The organism is Roseovarius pelagicus, assembly GCF_025639885.1.
Taxonomy (GTDB): Bacteria; Pseudomonadota; Alphaproteobacteria; order Rhodobacterales; family Rhodobacteraceae; genus Roseovarius; species Roseovarius pelagicus.
Window position 1 is genome coordinate 1845802 of sequence record NZ_CP106738.1, and the last position, 21233, is coordinate 1867034.

Annotated in this window: 21 protein-coding genes; 16 read left to right on the forward strand and 5 right to left on the reverse strand. The window is 58.7% G+C overall.

Annotation, left to right across the window (positions count from 1 at the left end):
- Positions 1-61: 61 nt before the first annotated feature.
- Both lipB and N7U68_RS10255 read left to right on the forward strand, forming a co-directional pair.
- Positions 62-715, forward strand: coding sequence for a lipoyl(octanoyl) transferase LipB (gene lipB, locus N7U68_RS10250; RefSeq protein ID WP_263049044.1), 654 nt, complete (start codon positions 62-64; stop codon positions 713-715).
- A 163-nt stretch (positions 716-878) separates the two neighbouring features.
- Positions 879-1712, forward strand: coding sequence for a class I SAM-dependent methyltransferase (locus tag N7U68_RS10255; protein WP_263049045.1), 834 nt, complete (start codon positions 879-881; stop codon positions 1710-1712).
- Positions 1713-1779: 67 nt separating this feature from the next.
- On the opposite strand, the gene N7U68_RS10260 is transcribed toward N7U68_RS10255, so the two are convergent.
- The gene (locus N7U68_RS10260) at positions 1780-2106 is read right to left on the reverse strand and encodes a hypothetical protein (RefSeq protein ID WP_165195815.1); all 327 of its coding nucleotides are present in this window, start codon (positions 2104-2106) and stop codon (positions 1780-1782) included.
- 327 nt (positions 2107-2433) lie between these two features.
- On the opposite strand from N7U68_RS10260, the gene ctaD reads away from it, so the two are divergent.
- Entirely contained in the window at positions 2434-4107 is a 1674-nt protein-coding gene (ctaD, locus tag N7U68_RS10265) for a cytochrome c oxidase subunit I (RefSeq protein ID WP_165195813.1), read from the forward strand.
- Positions 4108-4312: 205 nt separating this feature from the next.
- Positions 4313-5416 (forward strand): sensor histidine kinase, encoded by a 1104-nt coding sequence (locus N7U68_RS10270; RefSeq protein WP_263049046.1) that lies wholly within the window; start codon positions 4313-4315, stop codon positions 5414-5416.
- Positions 5417-5453: 37 nt separating this feature from the next.
- On the opposite strand, the gene N7U68_RS10275 is transcribed toward N7U68_RS10270, so the two are convergent.
- Positions 5454-6296, reverse strand: coding sequence for an urea carboxylase-associated family protein (locus tag N7U68_RS10275; RefSeq protein ID WP_263049047.1), 843 nt, complete (start codon positions 6294-6296; stop codon positions 5454-5456).
- 7 nt (positions 6297-6303) lie between these two features.
- Complete coding sequence (locus tag N7U68_RS10280; protein ID WP_165195807.1) at positions 6304-6510, reverse strand: hypothetical protein; 207 nt, start codon at positions 6508-6510, stop codon at positions 6304-6306.
- A gap of 222 nt (positions 6511-6732) precedes the next feature.
- Between N7U68_RS10280 and N7U68_RS10285 the strand changes: the two genes are divergently transcribed.
- The 6 genes from N7U68_RS10285 (at position 6733) to N7U68_RS10310 (ending at position 13374) form a co-directional block, all read left to right on the forward strand.
- On the forward strand, positions 6733-7779 hold the full coding sequence (locus N7U68_RS10285; RefSeq protein WP_165195805.1) for a rod shape-determining protein: 1047 nt from the start codon (positions 6733-6735) through the stop codon (positions 7777-7779).
- Between the two features lie 130 nt (positions 7780-7909).
- Entirely contained in the window at positions 7910-8827 is a 918-nt protein-coding gene (gene mreC, locus N7U68_RS10290; RefSeq protein ID WP_263049048.1) for a rod shape-determining protein MreC, read from the forward strand.
- On the forward strand, positions 8820-9359 hold the full coding sequence (locus N7U68_RS10295; protein WP_263049049.1) for a rod shape-determining protein MreD: 540 nt from the start codon (positions 8820-8822) through the stop codon (positions 9357-9359). The genes mreC and N7U68_RS10295 overlap by 8 nt, the downstream gene beginning before the upstream one ends.
- Positions 9356-11296, forward strand: a complete 1941-nt coding sequence (gene mrdA / locus N7U68_RS10300; protein WP_263049050.1) for a penicillin-binding protein 2 — start codon at positions 9356-9358, stop codon at positions 11294-11296. Before N7U68_RS10295 ends, mrdA begins: the two co-directional genes overlap by 4 nt.
- Positions 11293-12432 carry a rod shape-determining protein RodA gene (gene rodA, locus N7U68_RS10305; protein WP_263049051.1) on the forward strand — a complete coding sequence of 380 codons (1140 nt, stop codon included), beginning with the start codon at positions 11293-11295 and terminating at the stop codon, positions 12430-12432. Before mrdA ends, rodA begins: the two co-directional genes overlap by 4 nt.
- 9 nt (positions 12433-12441) lie before the next feature.
- Positions 12442-13374 carry a 2-hydroxyacid dehydrogenase gene (locus N7U68_RS10310; RefSeq protein ID WP_263049052.1) on the forward strand — a complete coding sequence of 311 codons (933 nt, stop codon included), beginning with the start codon at positions 12442-12444 and terminating at the stop codon, positions 13372-13374.
- A 19-nt stretch (positions 13375-13393) separates the two neighbouring features.
- On the opposite strand, the gene N7U68_RS10315 is transcribed toward N7U68_RS10310, so the two are convergent.
- Both N7U68_RS10315 and N7U68_RS10320 read right to left on the reverse strand, forming a co-directional pair.
- The gene (locus tag N7U68_RS10315; protein ID WP_165195793.1) at positions 13394-14185 is read right to left on the reverse strand and encodes an SseB family protein; all 792 of its coding nucleotides are present in this window, start codon (positions 14183-14185) and stop codon (positions 13394-13396) included.
- The gene (locus N7U68_RS10320; RefSeq protein ID WP_263049053.1) at positions 14178-14768 is read right to left on the reverse strand and encodes a uracil-DNA glycosylase family protein; all 591 of its coding nucleotides are present in this window, start codon (positions 14766-14768) and stop codon (positions 14178-14180) included. The genes N7U68_RS10315 and N7U68_RS10320 overlap by 8 nt, the downstream gene beginning before the upstream one ends.
- 222 nt (positions 14769-14990) lie before the next feature.
- Here N7U68_RS10320 and N7U68_RS10325 point away from each other — a divergent pair, with 222 nt between their 5' ends.
- From N7U68_RS10325 to N7U68_RS10350, 6 genes are all read left to right on the forward strand, one after another.
- Entirely contained in the window at positions 14991-15335 is a 345-nt protein-coding gene (locus N7U68_RS10325) for an ArsR/SmtB family transcription factor (RefSeq protein WP_165195789.1), read from the forward strand.
- Positions 15328-16359, forward strand: coding sequence for a permease (locus tag N7U68_RS10330; RefSeq protein WP_263049054.1), 1032 nt, complete (start codon positions 15328-15330; stop codon positions 16357-16359). Before N7U68_RS10325 ends, N7U68_RS10330 begins: the two co-directional genes overlap by 8 nt.
- Positions 16360-16578: 219 nt before the next feature.
- On the forward strand, positions 16579-17238 hold the full coding sequence (locus N7U68_RS10335; protein WP_165195785.1) for an ABC transporter ATP-binding protein: 660 nt from the start codon (positions 16579-16581) through the stop codon (positions 17236-17238).
- A complete protein-coding gene (locus tag N7U68_RS10340; protein WP_263049055.1) occupies positions 17216-18859 on the forward strand; it encodes a KpsE/RkpR family capsule polysaccharide export protein in 1644 nt (547 codons plus the stop codon). Before N7U68_RS10335 ends, N7U68_RS10340 begins: the two co-directional genes overlap by 23 nt.
- Before the next feature lies 1 nt (position 18860).
- The gene (gene kdsA, locus N7U68_RS10345) at positions 18861-19700 is read left to right on the forward strand and encodes a 3-deoxy-8-phosphooctulonate synthase (RefSeq protein ID WP_263049056.1); all 840 of its coding nucleotides are present in this window, start codon (positions 18861-18863) and stop codon (positions 19698-19700) included.
- A 67-nt stretch (positions 19701-19767) separates the two neighbouring features.
- Entirely contained in the window at positions 19768-21207 is a 1440-nt protein-coding gene (locus N7U68_RS10350; RefSeq protein WP_263049140.1) for a phosphomannomutase/phosphoglucomutase, read from the forward strand.
- The last annotated feature ends 26 nt before the right edge of the window (positions 21208-21233 follow it).

Below are 21233 nucleotides of genomic sequence, written 5' to 3' on the forward strand. Positions count from 1 at the left end.
GCCAAATTCGCACTGGCTGCGGTGGCTTTTCAAGCGGCGGTGCGCGCTGTATCAGACAGGCATGGTGGAATGGGTTATCTCTTCGGGTTTGACGGATTACGCGCAGGCGCTGCGCGTGATGGAAGAGCGCGCCGAGGCCATCGCACGTGATGACGCCGACGAGATGATTTGGCTGATCGAGCACCCGCCGCTCTACACCGCCGGCACGTCAGCCAATCCCGCCGATCTGACCGACCCGGACCGCTTTCCTGTCCATGAGGCGCGGCGCGGCGGGCAATATACTTACCACGGCCCCGGCCAACGTGTCGTCTATGTCATGCTCGACGTGGGGCGGCGCGGGCGCGATGTGCGCGCCTTTGTCAAACAGCTGGAGGCATGGGTGATTGCCACGCTTGAGCGTTTCAATGTGCACGGCGAAATCCGCGAGGGCCGCGTAGGCGTCTGGGTCGAACGCCCCGAGAAGCCGCGCATGGCATCCGGCACAATTGCCGAGGACAAGATCGCAGCCATCGGCATCCGCCTGCGCAGATGGGTCAGCTTTCACGGTATCTCGATCAATGTTGAACCGGATCTGGAGCATTTCAGTGGCATCGTGCCCTGCGGGATCACCGACCACGGCGTCACCAGCCTTGTCGATCTGGGACTACCTGTGTCGATGGCGGATGTGGATGTGGCGCTACAGCAGACTTTCGGTGATGTATTCGGCCGAGAATAGCATCCGGCACAACCTGATAGCGGCATGGAATCCGACACTGAACGCGCGCGACAGTGAGGGCGCAGTCAGCGCGTTATGTCAGCAAAAACCTTGCAATACGCCCGCCAAACAGGCAGTTTTCCGGCAATGATCCAGAAAATGGACTTAGAGCAGAGGCGGAACAATGGCAGAAATCACCGATCCGGACACAATAAATGCATTCCTTGAATACCCGCTCCCGAGCGTGGCCAAGGGATTTCCCAATGGCTGGATGTCAGCCAGCGACCTTCAGACGATTTATAACGCGGCGCGGCGCACCACTGGCGACGTGTTGGAAGTCGGTCCGTGGCTGGGGCGTTCAAGCACCGCAATCGCCGCCGGTTTGCGCGATCGCGAAGCGGAAGGCGGTGCGCGCGTCAAATATGACATCATCGACTTTGGCATCGCCAGCGCCGAGGAATGGCAGCAGCGGTTCAACCAGAAACTGCGCCTGAACCACGATAACGGCCGTGTGGCAGAGGCTGTCCTGCATCCCGGCGGATCAAATGCCGTTATGGTCAATAATCTGAAAATGAACGATCTTCTGGGTTATACCACCACGATTATGCGCGGCGATATCGTCGACAGTCCGATCCAGCGCAAATACAGCATGATCTTTTGTGACGCGCTACATGACATTGCCGAAATCGAGCGCAACATGCCGCGAATGGCCGAATTGGTCGCGCCGGGCTGTATTTTTGTCGCCGATGACGTCGTGACCGACGAGACAGCAGAATGCGTGCGCAGCTATCTGGACGTTAAAGAATTCTTCTTTACCAAGACAATCCGGCGCAAGCGCAGCAAGCTCTGCGTCTTTCAGATCGCGGATGTGGAGAAACCTAATAGTGTCGGCACGATCGGCAAGACGGTAAAGGCGGCGACCGGGTCCAAGACCAAGATTGCAAAGAAATCGACGGCCAAGCCAAAGACCAAGACAACAGCCAAGAAGACGCGCAGCACCGAAACAGCAAGCGCCTGACGACCCCAAAAAGCGAAAGGCCCGGCAGATGCCGGGCCTTTTTTAGATCAGAACGATGGATGTTCTGTTATTCGGTTTTCTCGGATGGGTGCAGCGCCTCAGCCGCGTCGGATACCATCATCTCGGGGTTTTCCGCGCAGGTTTCCACAACAAATGCGTGGACCACTTTCGGGTCTTCATTTGCCAGCATCTCGGCGCGATCGGCGTCGTCACCGCTCATCCGTTCCCGTGCGGCCTCGCGACCTGTTTCTGTGGCTGTCATCTGATCAGCTTCTTCAAGTACAAGGTAGTCGCTGCATGCCATGTCGCCATGTGCTTCGGCGAATGCGCCTTGGGCAAGTACACTCAGACCGAATGCTGCGGCTGTCATCTTAGCTGTGTTCAACGAAATCATACTGTAATCTCCTCATTCTCTTTGTCGCGGGCGGATCGCGCTGGTATCCGATCATTCGGCCAGCCGATCCATCCCGTTGATAGGTAAACGCCGAGGTGGCGATCCGGTTCCCAACGCCAATGAATTTTTCGGCGACAGAACGGACATGCTGCCGTCTGCCCTTACGTAAGACAGGTAGATATCAAGAGGGGTGCGACAATATTTATTGCGCATAAGTTGACTCTGACATTGCCGCCGTCGCAAGGGCACATTAAAACCTGATGTGAGTCAGGGTGCCCGCGATCTATTGCGGCGTATCCGGCAACAGATCCACTTAGGAGGCACCCAATGGCAGATGCAGCCATTCATGGCCAGGACCACCACGACGAGCGCGGCTTCTTTACGCGCTGGTTCATGTCCACGAACCACAAGGATATCGGTATCCTTTACCTTGTCAGCTCGGCTCTTGTCGGTCTGATTTCGGTCATGTTCACCGTCTATATGCGGCTTGAACTGATGGAACCCGGCGTTCAATACATGTGCCTCGAAGGCGCGCGTTTCATCGCTGACGCAGCGAGCGACTGTACGCCGAACGGGCATCTCTGGAACGTGATGATTACCTATCACGGCGTCCTGATGATGTTCTTTGTCGTTATTCCGGCGCTTTTTGGCGGCTTCGGCAACTTCTTCATGCCGTTGCAGATCGGTGCGCCGGACATGGCGTTCCCACGGATGAACAACCTGTCATTCTGGCTGTATATCGCGGGTACGTCGCTGGGCGTTGCGTCATTGTTGGCCCCCGGCGGTAACGGGCAGCTTGGATCCGGGGTCGGCTGGGTGCTCTATCCACCGCTGTCGACCACCGAGGCAGGCATTTCGATGGATTTGGCGATTTTTGCCGTTCACTTGTCCGGTGCAAGCTCGATCCTTGGTGCGATCAACATGATCACAACGTTCCTGAACATGCGCGCACCCGGCATGACACTGTTCAAGGTTCCGCTGTTCAGCTGGTCGATCTTTGTCACGGCGTGGATGATCCTTCTGGCGCTGCCGGTTCTGGCTGGCGCGATCACGATGCTGCTGACCGACCGGAACTTTGGCACGACGTTCTTTGATCCGGCAGGCGGGGGCGATCCGATCCTCTATCAACACATCCTGTGGTTCTTTGGCCACCCGGAAGTGTACATTATCATCCTGCCCGGTTTTGGCATCATCAGCCACGTCATCGCCACCTTCGCGCGCAAACCGATCTTTGGCTACCTGCCGATGGTCTGGGCATTGATCGCCATTGGTGCGTTGGGTTTTGTCGTCTGGGCACACCACATGTACACGGTGGGCATGTCGCTGACGCAGCAAAGCTACTTTATGCTGGCAACGATGGTGATCGCCGTTCCGACCGGGGTGAAGGTGTTTAGCTGGATCGCAACGATGTGGAGCGGTTCCATTGAATTCAAAACGCCAATGCTATGGGCGTTTGGGTTCCTGTTCCTCTTTACCGTGGGCGGTGTGACCGGTGTTGTGCTGGCGCAGGCCGGGCTGGACCGGGCGTATCACGACACTTATTACGTCGTGGCGCACTTCCACTATGTGATGAGCCTTGGGGCGATCTTTGCGATCTTTGCCGGTATCTATTTCTACTTTGGCAAGATCACAGGGCGTCAGTACCCTGAATGGGCGGGTAAACTGCACTTCTGGGCGATGTTCATCGGTGCGAACCTGACGTTCTTCCCTCAGCACTTCTTGGGTCGTCAGGGCATGCCGCGCCGCTACATCGACTATCCCGAAGCGTTTGCGACATGGAACTGGTGGTCCTCGATGGGCGCGTTCCTGAGCTTTGCCAGCTTCGTATTCTTCTTTGGTATCGTGATCTATTCGCTCTTGCGCGGCGCAAAAGTGACCGAGAACAACTATTGGAATGAATACGCCGATACGCTGGAATGGACGGTCTCATCGCCGCCACCAGAGCATACGTTCGAAATCCTGCCCAAGCAGGAAGACTGGGACAAGAGCCACGCACACTAAGCAGTGACCAGTAAAATGAACCGAGACCCCGGAGAACTCCGGGGTCTTTTTTCGTTGCAGATGTTTCCTCGGCTTTACCACGCCTGCATGGTACTGATTGTCGTGGCTCTGCTTGCGCAGGGCTATCTTCGAATTGACCCATGAGCAGAAAGCTGGAAAATAGCTGAACCGCAATAGAATTGTCGGCATTAGAACAGGGCGGCACATGGAAGCGCAGAAACACCCACAACAGGACGCGCGACTAAAGCGGCTGCGTAGCTATGATGTTCTCGACACCGAGCGCGAAGCAGACTTTGACGACATTGCGAAACTTGCCTCGCAAATCTGTGGTACAGCGATCTCTGTCGTCAATCTGATCGACGCCGAACGCCAGTGGTTCAAGGCCGAAACCGGCCTTGGTGTACGCGAAACGCCATTGTCTACGTCCATTTGCTCGCACGTCATTCTGGGGGATGATTTCGTCGAAATCCCCGACACATTGCTAGACCCGCGCATGGCGGACAACCCGCTATGCTTGGGTAATCCGGGGCTGAGGTTCTATGCGGGTGCGCTATTGAAATCCCAAGATGGGCTACCGCTGGGTACGCTCTGCGTTCTGGACTACGAGCCTCGGGAACTGACCCCACTTCAGCGCGAAACGTTGCGGGTGTTATCGCGACAGGTCATGGTCCAGCTAGAGATGCGCAAGGCGCTAAAGGCCAACCGTCTGCTACGCCAAGAGGTGGATCACAGGGTTAAGAACTCGCTGCAATCGCTGGCATCGTTGGTGCGTGTGCAGGAAAGATGTGTCGTTTCGGAAGAAGCCCGTTCCGCGCTGGCCTCGGTCCATTCTCGGATCGACGCCGTCGCGCAACTGCACGCGTTACTCTATCGCGCTGACAGCGGGCCGGTGATTAGCGTCAAGGATTATACCGACAAGCTGATCAAACACTTGGATTCAATCGCGCCCAGCAATGTGGCGCTCTCAATGTCAGTGCAAGATTTTCAAATCCCCTCTAACGAGGCGGTCGCCGTAGGCACGCTGATCAACGAATTTGTGGCCAACTCATTCAAACACGCCTTTCCGAATGATCGCGCGGGCGAGGTTTCGATTCGCATCGATAGCGGAGATGCACCGGACAGTGTGCGAGTGACATGTAGCGACAATGGTGTCGGCCTGCCAAACGATGTCGCGCCAGAATCGGGCGGGCTGGGTCTGTTGATCGCAGAGGTCGTCAGCGCCGAGCTGCAATCTGATATGGATGTTGTTTCGTCCGAGAAGGGCCTGTCGATCAGCATCGAGTTCGTGACGAGCCAGCCGCAGGAATAGCCGACGCATCGTCAAACCATCGAACCAGCGTCCGGTCCTAACGTCCGTGGCTGCCATCGTAGCCGTTCGTTGCCGGACTCTTCCACCCCTCTAGCGCGCCATCCTGCGGGGCGAAGACCTCTACCCGCAATGGATAACAGACCGCCACATCACTGGTGTGTTCAGCCGAGCAATCACCACCCGGACAGGCGCTGAGTGCTCCTAACAAGTCGATCTCGGCAAAGAACTCCAGATAGTCGCCGGGGCGTACCGGGCTCGCCTTCATAAAGTACTGGCCGGTATCGCGAGTGAACCCGGTGCACATGAACACGTTGAGCACGTCATGTACGTGGCTCTCGGCCTCATTCAGGGTCATCCCTGTCTCATCCGCCAGCGCGCGTGTCAGATTCGAGTGACAGCAGTGGTGATACTGCGCACCCGATAACAGGTTACCCGTGTAGGGGTCGCACCGCGTACCGATCACATCATGTACAGAACCGCCAAAAGTATCCATTCCATACCAATCCAGAGTGTCGCTGGTGATGGTCGCCATCGGGCGCAGATGGGGGAAGCACGACCACATCCGCTCTCCGGTGGTCAGGTGGGTGCCATGCAGCGCACGGGATTTTCCCGAATAGAACCGTTCGGACAGATCACGCGCATTCCACAGGTTCAGATCGCCAACCTGTGGTCCCTCGACCGAAGAGATACGAAAAAACTGCCCCGCGTCCACGCGAAAGCAGGCAGCATCGCGTGGGGAAACTGTCACTTCGCCGACCTTCACTGCGCCCTCTCGGGCTTGGGCATAGAGGGGCAAATCAGGCACCGGCAGCGTCTCATTGGGATAACAAATCACAGGTGCTATGGCGCGTCGGGCAGCAGCATCGGTCGGTTCAGACATGACATTCTCACAGATCAACGGAGTTTCTCTGACAATCCAAAGGGGGTTTGCCATTAGTTGTAAAGGCTTCTGCCCCGCAGGCCATGCACCGATAGCATCTGGCGCGTCCCACATCAGCCGCCCGATCCTCTCGCCAGCGACAGTTACGGGTGCGCCGGTTCGAAAAGACCAGCACCAGCACGAAGGCGGCGAGCAACCCGACGACGATGACCATGAACTGCCTCCTGATCGCTTCTTCTATGCAACCCGATCTAGAGCCGCTTTGCCATGTGCTCAAGCGATCATGTCGGTGGGAGGGCGGCGGCACCGGCGGCTTGGCGCTTACGGTCGAAAAACGACCCCTTTAACCACACCCGTACGCGCTCTATAAGGACGACGGTTCGCTCCTCCCGGAGTCGCGGACCCGAAATGCTATTCACCACAGGATCACGGCCTCATGTCGATACTGAGCAGAATACCCGGCCTATTTACATCCGACATGGCCATTGACCTCGGAACGGCGAATACGCTGGTCTACGTTAAAGGGCGCGGTGTGATCTTGAGCGAACCGTCGGTCGTGGCCTATCACGTCAAGGATGGCGTCAAGAAGGTGCTGGCCGTCGGCGAGGATGCCAAGCTGATGCTGGGGCGCACCCCCGGTAGCATCGAGGCGATTCGCCCCATGCGCGAGGGTGTGATTGCCGATTTTGAGGCTGCCGAGGCGATGATCAAGCATTTCATCCGCAAAGTGCATAAACGCTCCACCTTCTCAAAGCCCAAGATCATCGTCTGTGTGCCACATGGTGCGACGCCGGTGGAAAAGCGCGCGATTCGAACGTCTGTGCTCAGCGCTGGCGCGCGTCGCGCGGGCCTGATCGCTGAACCGATTGCAGCAGCAATCGGCGCTGGCATGCCGATTACGGACCCCACCGGCAACATGGTCGTGGATATCGGCGGCGGGACCACCGAGGTCGCCGTTCTCAGCCTCGGCGATATCGTCTATGCCCGCTCGGTCCGAGTAGGTGGCGACCGGATGGATGAGGCGATCATCAACTATCTGCGCCGTCAGCAGAACCTTTTGGTCGGCGATTCGACTGCTGAACGCATCAAGACCTCTATTGGTACGGCCCGCATGCCCGATGACGGGCGCGGCACTTCGATGCAGGTGCGCGGACGCGACCTGCTGAATGGTGTGCCGAAAGAAACTGAAATCAGCCAAGCCCAGATCGCCGAAGCGCTGGCCGAACCGGTGCAGCAAATCTGCGAGGCCGTTATGACCGCCCTCGAGGCGACACCGCCCGATCTGGCGGCAGACATTGTGGATCGGGGCGTGATGCTGACCGGAGGGGGCGCTCTCTTGGGTGATCTCGACCTTGCGCTGCGCGAACAGACCGGCCTTGCGGTTTCGATCGCCGACGAAAGCCTGAACTGCGTGGCTCTGGGCACCGGCAAGGCGCTGGAATTCGAGAAACAATTGCGCCACGCCATCGACTACGACAGCTGAGGCCGTTTGGAGTCCGCCATTCGGAGGCACCTGACAAACCACGCTCAAAGATTCTGCACTGGCTGGAATTCGTGCTATTTGTGGCACGACAGGCCGAACCGCCGTCACCACTGACCCCAAGAGGCACCTGTTGGCCAAGGACAGGACACAAAGCGACGATTTCACCGGCCCGGTCAAACGACTGCTGACGGGGGTTCTGCTGGTGTGCCTGTTGGGTCTGTTTCTGCTATGGCGGATCGATAGCCCAAGGGTCGAACGTTTCCGCGCGCAGGTGGTCGATACTTTCGTGCCAAATTTTGACTGGGTCATGGCCCCTGTCACCGGCTTCGTGAACGTGGTGCGCGATTTTCAGAGCTACGACCGCATCTACAAACAAAATCAGGAGCTGCGCCGCGAACTGCAGCAGATGAAAGCGTGGAAAGAAGCCGCGCTGCAACTGGAGCAGGAAAATGCCCGCTTGCTTGACCTCAACAACGTGCGGCTCGACCCCCGGCTGACTTTTGTGACTGGCGTAGTCAGCGCCGACAGTGGGTCGCCTTTCCGTCAATCCGTGGTGCTGAACGTCGGCGCAAGGGATGGCATTGTCGACGGCTGGGCTGCCATGGACGGGCTGGGGTTGGTTGGGCGCATTTCTGGCGTCGGGCAGAACACCGCGCGCGTTCTGCTGTTGACGGACACCTCGAGCCGGATTCCGGTGATCGTACAACCATCGGGACAATCGGCGCTGCTGATGGGCGACAACTCTGCCGCACCACTTATCGACTTTCTCGAGGATAGCGGTCAGGTGCGCCCCGGTGACCGGGTGATCACCTCTGGCGATGGCGGTGTCTTTCCGGCAGGATTGCTGGTGGGCAGCATTGCAGAGGATCCTGGCGGACGCAGACGGCTGCGCCTTGCTGCGGATTACGAACGGTTGGAGTTTCTGCGCGTGCTGCGCGATCATGGCAGCGAGCGGATCGAGACGCCCGGCGACATGATTGCCCCACTGGCACTGCCCGGAGGTGCCACCGCCCCCAAAGCGGCGGAAGAGGAGCGTAGCGATGGCTGAATTGACCCAAGCCCGGCTCTGGTCAATGCGCGCGCTCTTTGCCGCGCTGTGTCTGACGGTGATCTTCTGGCGCTTGCTACCAATCAATTTCCTGCCGCGCGGATGGGCTGGGCCGGATTTGATCCTGACCCTCGGCTGCGCATGGGTATTGCGGCGGCCAGAGTATGCGCCCGCGTTTCTGATCGCAGTGATGGTACTGCTGGCGGATTTTTTGTTCCAGCGGCCACCCGGGCTTTGGGCGGCGCTGGCCCTGATGGGCACCGAAACGCTAAAGTCACGCGCGCCGGGGTTGCGAGATATGGGGTTTGGTCCCGAATGGCTGACCGTCAGTATCATATTGGTCATGTTGACACTGGCAGAGCGGCTGACGCTGGCCATCCTGCTGGTCGATCAGGCACCACTCGGCCTGAGCCTGATGCAGTTGATTGGCACAATTCTGGCCTATCCGCTTGTTGTACTGGCATCGTCCCTCCTTTTGGGGGTGCGCAAGATCAAACCGGGTGAACTGGACAGCATGAGGCAGCGCGCATGAGACGTCCGGGACGCGAAACGATCCTCAGTCACAAACGGATCAGCCGCCGGGGTTTGATTCTCGGGGCGGGACAGGCCGGATTTCTGGGGCTGCTGGGCTGGCGCATGCGTTACCTTCAGGTCGAGGAAGCAGATCAATTCCGGCTTCTGGCCGAAGAGAACCGGATCAAGATTCGTCTGATCCCGCCTGCTCGTGGGGAGATTTTCGACCGCAATGGTCGGGTTGTGGCCGAAAACGTCCCATCCTACCGGATTATGATGGAGCGTGAAGAAGCCGGAGACGTCGAGGCAATCATTGCCCGGCTGTCACAACTGATTGAGCTTGACCCGGATGAATTGAACCGCGCGCGCGAAGAAATGCGACGTTCGGCCCTGCATCCCGTCACCATCGCCGACCGCGTAAGCTGGGAGGCACTGAGCCGTGTCGCGGTCAACGCACCCGCACTCCCCGGTGTGCGACCCGAAGTGGGTCTGTCACGCCGTTATCCGCTGCGCGACGAATATGCGCATCTGGTCGGCTATGTCGGCCCAGTCAGCGACTATGATCTCGAAAAGATCGACGCTCCCGATCAACTGTTGCTGATCCCGCGTTTTCAGATCGGCAAGGTCGGGCTGGAAAAGCAGCGCGAGGACATGCTGCGCGGCAAGGCTGGCACAAAGCGGGTCGAGCAAAATGCTGCAGGGCGCGTCATGCGCGAACTCAGCCGCCGCGAAGGCCAGCCGGGTAAAGATATCCAGATCACCACCGACAGCGCGTTGCAATCCTATGTTCATGCCCGCCTCAGCGGTGAAAGCGCCGCTGCGGTGGTAATTGACTGCGAGACCGGGGATATTCTGGCCAGCGTTTCTGCGCCCGGTTTTGATTCCAACCTGTTCGTGCGGGGCATTTCGGTCGCTGATTATCAGGCGCTACTCGATAACAAGTATCGCCCCCTGCCAAACAAGGCAGTGCAAGGTGTCTATCCGCCCGGATCCACCTTCAAAATGGTTACAGCGCTGGCGGCGATGGAGGACGGGCAGGCGCAGCCGGATGATACCGTCTATTGTCCTGGTCACCTTGAGGTCAGCGGTCGCAAGTTCCACTGCTGGAAACGTGCGGGGCATGGCAATGTCGATCTGCAACGAGCATTGCGTGAAAGTTGCGATGTCTATTTTTACGAAATGGCGCTGCGAACAGGGATCGAAAAGATCACGGCAATGGCAAACCGCCTTGGCCTCGGGGTGCAGCATGATCTGCCGATGACAAGCGTTGCGCAGGGCCTGATGCCAACCAAGGACTGGAAACGCAGCGCCCGTGGGCAGGAGTGGGTGATTGGCGACAGTGTGAACTCGTCCATCGGCCAAGGCTTCACGCTGGCCTCACCTCTGCAACTGGCCGTGATGACTGCGCGCATTGCGACAGGCCGAACCGTTGACCCTAGGCTGATCAAATCCATCGATGGCATCGAAACCCCTACCGGACGCGGTGATTCACTGGGCCTGAACGAAAACAACCTGCGTCAAATTCGCCGCGCGATGTTCGAGGTTTCCAATAATCGCCGTGGCACGGCCTATCGCAGTCGTATCGTTGAGGATGCATTTCGCATGGCCGGCAAAACTGGCACCAGTCAGGTCCGCAACATCACAGCCGCAGAACGGGCCGCTGGCGTCGTGCGCAACGAAGATTTGCCGTGGGAGCGGCGTGATCATGCGCTCTTTGTCAATTTCGCGCCGTTCGACGCACCAAAAATCGCTGTGTCGGTCGTGGTCGAGCATGGTGGTGGCGGATCCACCGCAGCAGCACCGATTGCGCGTGATATCACGCTACAGGCGCTCTATGGTAAGGATCCACCGTTAGAGGCCTACCCAAGCAGTGACCGCCCACGCATTCGGACGCAGCAAGAGAAATTGCGCGAAGATCAATTGAGCCGGGCCGAGACAAACGGGGATCGGGCGTGAGTTATCTAGAATATACCGTAAAGACCGTCCCGACCGGCCCACGCAAGATCCTCTATGTAAACTGGCCGCTTGCGCTGTTGCTTACCGCCGTCGCTTGTGTCGGATTTCTGATGCTCTATTCGGTCGCGGGCGGGTCATATACCCCGTGGACCGCTGCACAGATGAAACGTTTCGCCGTCGGGTTCGTCTTGATGATGAGCGTCGCAATGGTGCCGATCTGGTTCTGGCGCAACATCTCTGCCGTAGCTTATGCCGTTTCACTGGGGTTGCTGATAGCGGTCGAATTTTTCGGCAGCATCGGCATGGGGGCGCAACGGTGGATCGACCTTGGGTTCATGCGCCTGCAACCCTCCGAGTTGATGAAGATTACCTTGGTGATGCTGCTTGCCGGTTACTATGATTGGCTGCCTCTGGGGCGTACCTCTCGACCCCTTTGGGTGATCATCCCGGTCATCCTGATCATGGTGCCCGTCTATCTGGTGCTGAAACAGCCTGATCTGGGCACATCGATCCTGCTGATTGCCGCAGGGGGAATCATGATGTTTCTGGCGGGTGTGCATTGGGCCTATTTCGCCGCCGTCGCGGCGGCAGGAATCGGGTTGGTAACGGCGGTGTTCAAGAGCCGTGACACCGACTGGCAATTGCTGGCCAACTATCAGTTCCGCCGGATCGACACATTCCTCGACCCTTCCAGTGATCCGTTGGGGGCCGGGTATCACATCACACAATCCAAGATCGCGCTCGGCTCCGGCGGCTGGACCGGGCGCGGATTCATGCAAGGCACACAGTCGCGGCTGAACTTCTTGCCCGAAAAACATACCGATTTCATCTTCACCACGCTGGCAGAAGAATTCGGCTTTATCGGCGCGTTCTCCCTGTTGGGGCTTTATGCGTTGATCATCATCTTTTGTATCGCCTCCGCTTTGGCCAATCGCGACCGGTTTTCATCGCTGTTGACCCTTGGAATCGCGGCCACCTTCTTTTTGTTCTTTGCAGTCAACATGTCGATGGTCATGGGGTTGGCCCCGGTGGTCGGGGTCCCGCTGCCACTGGTCAGCTATGGCGGTTCGGCGATGCTTATCCTGCTTCTTGGCTTTGGCATGGTCCAAAGCGCCCATGTCCACAGACCAAGGTAAATCACCACGATGCCCACTAATGTCCTTTTTGCCGCCAAACCCGAACGCTGGCCAATGTACGAGGCACCGCTGAACGCGGCGTTTGCAGAGGTTGGGATCGAGGCCCATCTCGCGACGGACATCACCGCCGAACTGGTCGATTACATCGTCTATGCCCCCAACAGTACGGTGCAGGATTTTACGCCCTACACGCGCGCCAAGGCCGTGCTCACCCTTTGGGCCGGGGTGGAGGATGTGGTAGGCAACCAGACCCTGACGCAGCCGTTGGCGCGCATGGTTGATGACGGGCTGGCGCAAGGCATGGTCGAATGGGTGACAGGGCATGTGCTGCGGCACCATTTGGGGATAGACACCTATATTCACGGACAGGACGGCGAGTGGCGGAAATTAACCCCGCCGCTGGCATATGACCGGCCGGTGACAATTCTCGGCCTTGGGGAATTAGGCGCCGCGTGCGCGCAGGCATTGGCACGGCTCGGCTTTCCGGTGACGGGCTGGAGCCGATCAGAAAAATCCGTAGACGGCGTGACGTGCCTGCATGGTCCGGATGGCCTGCACCGGGCGCTCGGCTCGGCAGAGATTGTCGTGCTGCTGTTGCCCCAGACGCCCGGGACCGAAAACTTGCTGAACGCAGAAACCCTGCCATTGTTACCGCGCGGCGCGGTGATCGTGAACCCCGGACGCGGACCACTTATCCATGACGACGCGCTGCTGGCGGCCTTGGACAGCGGGCAGATCGGACATGCGACACTTGATGTATTTCGGGTTGAACCGTTGCCGGCGGGTCATCCTTACTGGAATCATCCCAGCGTCACGGTAACGCCCCACATCGCATCCGAAACCAGACCCCAAACTGCCTCTCGCGTGATTGCAGAGAACATCCGCCGGGGCGAAGCGGGCGAACCTTTCCTCTATCTCGTGGATCGCAAAGCCGGGTATTGACTCCGCGCATATCGGTCGGTCATTTCAAGATTGGCGGTCGGTCCGGGTTGGTACCGGGTGCGGCAGGGGTCGGGCGTTCCTGCGTTTCAGGCTTTGGCAAATCAAACCGCAGACCGACGCGCGCCAGCCGTGCCGACACTTCGTCATGCGACGCAACGAAGCCCACATCCAATGCCCCGGCTTCGATCCCGGAGAACACCAGCGCCTCGGAAATCGCCTGCACCAGCGCGGGCTCAGCTCCAGGCACGGCATCGACAAACGCCAGCAAATGCCCCTGCCCCGCGCCCGAAATCTGTAGACCCGCCAGATAGGCCGAATGCGCAAGCCCTCCAGTACGTGCAAGCGTGGCATCAAGCGCGGTCAGCAAAGCCTCTGGCAGGTCGCCGGGCGCGCCCACGGCCTCGGCCCGAACGTCAATCTGATCCGGTGCAGGCGCGTCTAATGTTTCGGCCAGCCATGTAACCGCGTCGGGCGGGATCAGAATAGACGATGACGCCACTTCCAGATTGACCCCTAATCCGATCTGCTGCGCAGCGAGCATCACCACCAGAACCCGTCCGGGCAAAGCGGCGAAGGGTGTGGTCCCCGGAGCAAACTCTGCCAATCTATCGGCGCTATCAAACACCAATGCATACTGCCCGTCCTCGACGGCAAACAGTTGCGGCGTGATCTGCGTCCCCTGTGCCTCGGTTTCGAGCAACAGGAAGAGCTCGGTGTCCGCCAGCAAATGGTAAAACGCCATACGAGGGCCAGCCGCCTCCGGCGTGGCCTGCATCGCGGCATGCGCAGTGTCGAGTGGTGTTTCATTCATCGTGCATCACTTCTTTGACCCGGGTACGCAGGGCCGGGATCAGCTCTGCTTCGAACCACGGATTTTTCCTTAGCCAATGCGTGTTACGCCATGACGGGTGCGGTAACACAAATGTGCCCGGCGCATGATCGCGCCAGCCGCGCACGGTATCGGTGACGGTGCCTGCCTTGTCCAGATGGTGTTTTTGCGCATATCCGCCCACCAGAATCCGTAGCTGCACACGGCTCAGGCAATCCATCACCCGATCATGCCATGTGCGGCGGCAGATGGCGGGCGGCGGCAGGTCAGCGCCCTTGGAATCATACCCCGGAAAGCAGAAGGCCATCGGCACGATCGCCACGCGGGTTCGGTCATAGAACTGATCCGGCGTCAGCCCGAGCCAATCGCGCAGTCGGTCGCCCGATGGATCGTCAAACGGCACACCCGATTTATGCACCCGCATCCCCGGTGCCTGCCCAGCGATCAGTATGCGCGCGCCGGGTGCGAACCACGCAACCGGGCGCGGCGCATGGCCTGTGGCCGTTTGTGCGAAACGATCGGCGCAGAGGCGGCAATCGGCGATGTCCTGTACCAGATTGGGCATGTGTCCTGATCGCCGGCGTCAGATCGCCGACCGGCGACATGCGCACTGGTCATTGCCTGTGTTGTTGTTACGATCCATCGGGTCGCCCTCCTGCTTTGGGACGCAAACAGCCTAGGCGGATTTTCAACAGGTTCAACCGTCCGGCAGGCTGCGCGCAGTTCATTTCGATAAAACTCGAAATAAGACTTGCGCCGGGCAAATCATTTTCATATTTCTAGAATCATGAAAATGATAGAACCCCACCCCCCCGAACTGACCCGCGCGGCAGCCACCTTTGCCGCATTGGGTAGTGAGCAACGTCTGATGGTGCTGAATGCACTGGTGCGTGCAGGCCCCGATGGGCTGAGCATCGGTGAGTTGGGCACGCGAACTGGCGTGAGCGGATCAACCCTGACACATCACATGAAAATCCTGTCACTGGCCGGTCTTGTCGCCCAAGAGCGCAAGGGGCGCAGCATCATCTGTGCCGCTGTCGCCTATGACGAACTGCGCCACCTTTCCGACTTCCTGTTGCGCGAATGCTGCGCAGACGTCCCTGAATCCCAACGAGGTCACGAACATGGCTGATATAGCTTCCCCTTCTCCGCGCCCGTCACTCTGGTCGCGTATCGGCAAAGTCTGGATCACGATGGCGTTGATCCTGGCTGTGGTTTGGGTGCTGGATCCACCACAACTCTGGCCGACGATCACATTCACCGCGAATGCGCTGCTGCACACCGCGCCCTTCATCGCCTTTGCCGTCTTTGCCGTGGCCTATCTCAAGGCGACCGGTGCCGAACGGTTGGTGGCAAAGGTGTTTCAGGGCAATCAGGTCCGCATGATTTTCATGGCCGCGCTAATGGGCGGGCTGTCCCCATTCTGTAGTTGCGAGGTGATCCCGTTCATCGCGGCGATGCTGGCGCTCGGTGCGCCGTTGGGGGCTGTCATGGCCTTTTGGCTGGCCTCCCCACTGATGGACCCGGCGATGTTTGCCATCACCAGCGGCACGCTCGGTTGGGAGTTTGCTGCGGCCAAGGCTGTGGCAGCTGTGGGGGTCGGCCTCTTTGGTGGCTTTGCGACCATGCTGACGGCACGTAGCGTGATCTTTGCCGAACCACTGAGAGAGAAACCGCAGATCGGCGGGTGCTGCGGGTCGAAAAGACCCTATGAAGGTGCGCCAGTCTGGCGGTTCTGGACCGAGGCGGATCGTCGAGACACTTTCCGCGCCACTGGTCTGGAAAACGCCGCGTTCCTGCTGAAATGGCTGACACTGGCATACATGATCGAGGCACTGATGCTGACCTATGTACCGGCTGATATGGTGGCTGGCGTGCTGGGCGGGTCCGGAATTGGCCCGATTATCCTCGGCGCATTGGTCGGGGCGCCTGCTTATCTTAACGGCTATGCTGCCGTGCCTTTAATTGACGCACTGCTGGCGCAAGGGATGAGCAACGGTGCCGCGATGAGCTTTGTCATCGCTGGCGGGGTTAGCTGTATACCTGCCGCGATTGCCGTCTGGGCATTGGTCAAACCACGGATATTCATTGCCTATCTGGGGTTTGCCTTTGTCGGGGCCGTGTTGGCGGGGCTTGCATGGCAGGCCATTGCCTGACGGGGGTTAGCCGCGAAAAGGCACACGTTAGGCGGGTAAATTTCCACATCACCCTCAAAACCGGCGCACATGCGCCGGTTTTTTTCTGCGCAGAGCATAATTTTGCCTTGATATCCTGTATAACGGTGACCTGATCCGCCATACTGGGCGAAATGAGGTTATCGCCACATAAATAAACCCCCGTTAAGAAGAGGGTGTGGGCAGCGTCGGAGCAAAGGAATGCTCGAATTTGAAAACGTCAGCAAGTCCTTCTGGACGGGCACACAGCGCAAGGTGATCCTTGATCGCGTCTCCTTTCGTGTGGAACTGGGCAAAAGCATGGGAATCCTTGCGCCCAACGGCACCGGCAAGACGACGCTGATCAACATGATGGCCGGGCTGGAAAAGCCTGACGAAGGCGACATTCGTCGAAACTGCCGCATCAGTTTCCCTCTTGGGTTCATGGGCGGGGTTATCGGCAAGATTTCGGCGATGGAAAACAGCCGGTATATCGCGCGGCTCTATGGCCTCGACCCCGATTACGTCGAGGCATTCTGCCGATGGATGTGTAATTTGGGAGAATATTTTGACCAGCCGCTGGGCACATATAGCTCGGGCATGAAGGCACGCTTTACCTTCGCGCTGATGCTGGCACTCGATTTTGACATTTATCTGATCGACGAGGGCATGCCCAATTCGACCGATGTGGAGTTCAATCGAAAGGCGGGCGAAATCCTGAAAGAGCGGCTGCGCACGACAACGGTCGTGATTGTCTCGCATCAGGCCAAGACGCTGGAAAAATTTGCGACCTCTGCCGCCGTGTTGATGGGTGGGCAGCTGTATATGTTTGATACCTTGGAAGAGGCAAAGCAACTCTATGACTACGAAACCCAAGGCTAGAAAATTCCGCATCAAGCGGTCCCCGACCGCTGCGCACCCTCAGGAAACCGCCCCGCAGGCACCTGAGGCAGTTGAATCGCGTCAAGCCGCGGCACCTCAGGCACAGGCGCCTCAGGCGGCAGCGCCACCTCAGGCACGTACTGGCGAAGTCAGCTCGCCCCAAGAGGTCAGCACAGGTCAGACTATCGACGAGATACGCCAAGAGGGTCTGACAGGTCGCCAATTACGCATGGCACGCCGCGTGGCACAGAAACACGGTCTGGCACCTACATCCGATTTCGACGCGGTGCGGCTGTTGCGTGCCAAGGGGATCGACCCATTTCAGCGCGCCAACATTCTGGAACTGGTGACCGCAGACAAAACCCCGGCGCATGCCGAGGGTCGAGACGTCGCCAAACCCAAGGTCCAACTGCCGCAGACTGTACCCACAGGCGCGCAGACCCTGCCATCGACTGAGTTGAGCCCAGCAGATCGTCGCAGCGAAGAAATCATGCGCATCCAGCGCGATATCGGCAAACGTCGCCGCCGCAAGCTGATGTTGTTGTTGTCTCGGCTGACGGCCTTTGTGCTGCTGCCGACGATGGTGGCCGGGTATTACTATTACGCCATTGCGACTCCGATGTATTCAACCAAATCCGAATTCCTGATCCTGTCGGCCGATGGCAGCGGGGGCGGTGGCGGCGGATTGGGTGGTCTGTTGCCCAGCCAGTTTGCTACCGGGCAGGATGCAATCGCGACACAATCCTACCTGTTGTCCAAAGACGCGATGCTGCGGCTTGATGCAGATGTCCATTTTCGCGATCATTTCAGCCAGCCTTGGATCGACCCGATCCAACGCCTGCACCCCAACGCCAGCAATGAAAAGGCCTATAAGGTTTACAAGAAGTTCGTGAAGATCGGCTATGATCCGACCGAAGGCGTGCTGCGCATGGAGGTGGCCACCGCCGATCCGGAAAAAAGCGCCGAATTTTCGGAAAAACTGATCGCTTATGCTGAAAACCGGGTTGATGAATTGAGCCAGCGCAAACGGCAGGACGGGGTGCGCACCGCAATTGAGAGCCTCGATCAGGCCAAGGCCGAACGACGCGCAGCGCAAGAGCGCATGGTCACTCTACAAGAGGGCAGCGTCCTCGATCCCGAGGGCGAGATCGGCAACATCCGGCAGTTGATCGGCAATGTCGAACTACAATTGCAGGAAAAGCAGCTGGCCCTGAACACCCAGTTGAACAACTCGCGCCCAAACCGCGCCAAGGTACAGGCGCTAACCAGCGAAATCGAAGTGTTGCAAGTCGAGCTGGACAAACAAAAAGCGCGCCTGACGCAAGCGACGGGCGGGCAGACATCGCTGGCATCACAGACCGCGGAAATCCAGATGGCGCAGGCCGATCTGGCTACGGCAGATTTGGTGTTGCAATCGGCATTGGAAAACAAACGTCAGGCCGAGATTCAGGCCAACAAGCAGGTGCGTTACCTGACAGTCAGCGTGCGACCCGTGGCATCGCAAGACGCATCGTTTCCGCGGGCGTTCGAGAATACGATCCTCGCATTCCTGATCTTTGCTGGTATGTATCTGATGATCTCGCTTACGGCGTCAATTTTAAGAGAACAGGTATCATCCTGATATGACCACTGTAGAATTTCGCGGTCTACGCGTCGGGAACGATCAACCGCTGACCATTATCGCCGGACCATGCCAACTGGAATCGACCGATCACGCCCAGATGATCGCAGGCCAGATGCAAGAAGTCTGCCGCAGTGCGGGCGCGCAGTTCGTCTTTAAGGGGTCGTTCGACAAGGCTAACCGCACCTCAATGAGCGGCAAGCGCGGCCTTGGCGTCGACGAAGGGCTAAAGGTGATGCACGCGGTCAAGGACGCGCTGGATGTGCCCGTCCTGACCGATGTCCACCTGCCTGACCAATGCGCCCCGGTGGCAGAGGTCTGCGACGTGCTGCAAATCCCTGCATTTTTGTGCCGTCAAACTGACCTGTTGATCGCGGCGGGCGAAACCGGCGCAGTCATCAATGTAAAAAAGGGGCAGTTTCTGGCCCCTTGGGATATGCCGAATGTCATTTCCAAGATCGAAAGCACCGGAAACACCCGTATCCTGCTGACCGAACGCGGCACATCCTTTGGCTATAACACCCTCGTCGCCGACATGCGGTCCCTGCCGCAGATGGCACAGACCGGCTATCCCGTCGTCATGGACGCGACGCATTCCGTGCAGCAACCCGGCGGTATGGGCGGCAGCAGTGGCGGTCAACGTGAGTTCGCTCCTGTGATGGCCCGCGCTGCGGTATCTCTGGGCATCGCTGCCGTGTTCATCGAAACCCACGAAGCGCCAGACACCGCCCCCTCGGACGGTCCCAACATGATCCCACTGGACCGGATGGACGCGCTGATTACATCGCTGATGGCGTTTGACCGGCTTGCTAAATCCGACCCCATGCAACTACAGAAGTAAGGAATTGCCGGTGATCAAACCTGCCCCTACCGTCACCCCCAACACCTGGGAATTCCTGCGCGACCCGATGATCGCACCCACCGGTTTCCGCGAATATGACGCACGCTGGCAGTACCCCGAGGCGATCAATCTGCCCGGCATCACCGCGCTTGGGCTGGGTCTGGGCACCCAGATGCGGCGACGCGGGATCGAACCGGTGATCGCCGTCGGCAACGACTATCGGGACTATTCGCTGTCGATCAAAAATGCGCTGATGCTTGGGCTGATGCAGGCAGGCATCCACGTTAAGGATATCGGCCCGGCGTTATCGCCAATGGCCTATTTCGCACAGTTCCATCTGGATGCACCCGCCGTGGCCATGGTCACGGCATCGCATAATCCCAACGGCTGGACCGGCGTGAAGATGGGCTTTGAACGTCCGTTGACCCACGGCCCCGATGAGATGGCCGAGTTGCGCGATATCGTACTGGAGGGACAAGGCCAATCGCACGAGGGTGGGCGCTATGAATTCGTCCCCGGCGTGCGCGAGGCCTATCTCGATGACCTCGTCGGCGATTTCAAAATGACCCGCAAGCTGAAGGTTGTCTGCGCCACCGGCAATGGCACCGCATCCGCATTTGCACCCGAACTGTTCAACCGGCTGGGTGTCGAGGTCGTGCCGTCGCATAACGCACTCGACTATACCTTTCCACACTACAACCCGAACCCTGAAGCGATGGAAATGCTCCGCGACATGAGCGCATCGGTCAAAGCATCGGGTGCCGATTTCGCCCTTGGCTTTGACGGTGACGGCGACCGTTGCGGCGTGGTGGACGATGAGGGAGAAGAGATTTTTGCCGACAAGGTTGGTGTGATCATGGCGCGGGATTTTGCCCGCCTTTATCCCGGCAGCACTTTTGTCGCAGATGTCAAATCCACCGGGCTCTTTGCGTCCGACCCGGAACTTCAGGCGCATGGGGCCAAGGCCGATTACTGGAAAACCGGTCATAGCCACATGAAACGGCGGGTCAAGGAAATCGGCGCGCTGGCGGGTTTTGAAAAATCCGGCCATTATTTTCTCGCCGAACCTGTGGGCCGTGGATACGATTGCGGCCTGCGCGTGGCTGTCGAAATTTGCAAGCTGATGGATCGCAACCCGGATAAATCCATGTCCGACCTGCGCCGTGCCTTGCCAGTGACATATGCCACGCCCACCATGTCGCCCTATTGTGCCGATACCGAAAAATACGACGTACTGGAGCGGCTGGTGTCCAAGCTGGTCGCCAAACACGATGCGGGCGAAACACTCGCCGGTCGCGCCATCGCGCAAGTTGTCACCGTCAACGGCGCACGCGTCATCCTCGACAATGGCAGTTGGGGTCTTGTTCGGGCGTCGTCGAATACGCCAAATCTGGTCGTGGTCTGCGAGAGCAGCGACAGCGAGGCAGAAATGCGGGCGATTTTTGCCGATATCGATGCCGTGATCCGGACCGAGCCATCCGTCGGAGACTATGATCAGACGATCTGACCTCTGAGCCGCCAGTTTCGCTGGAA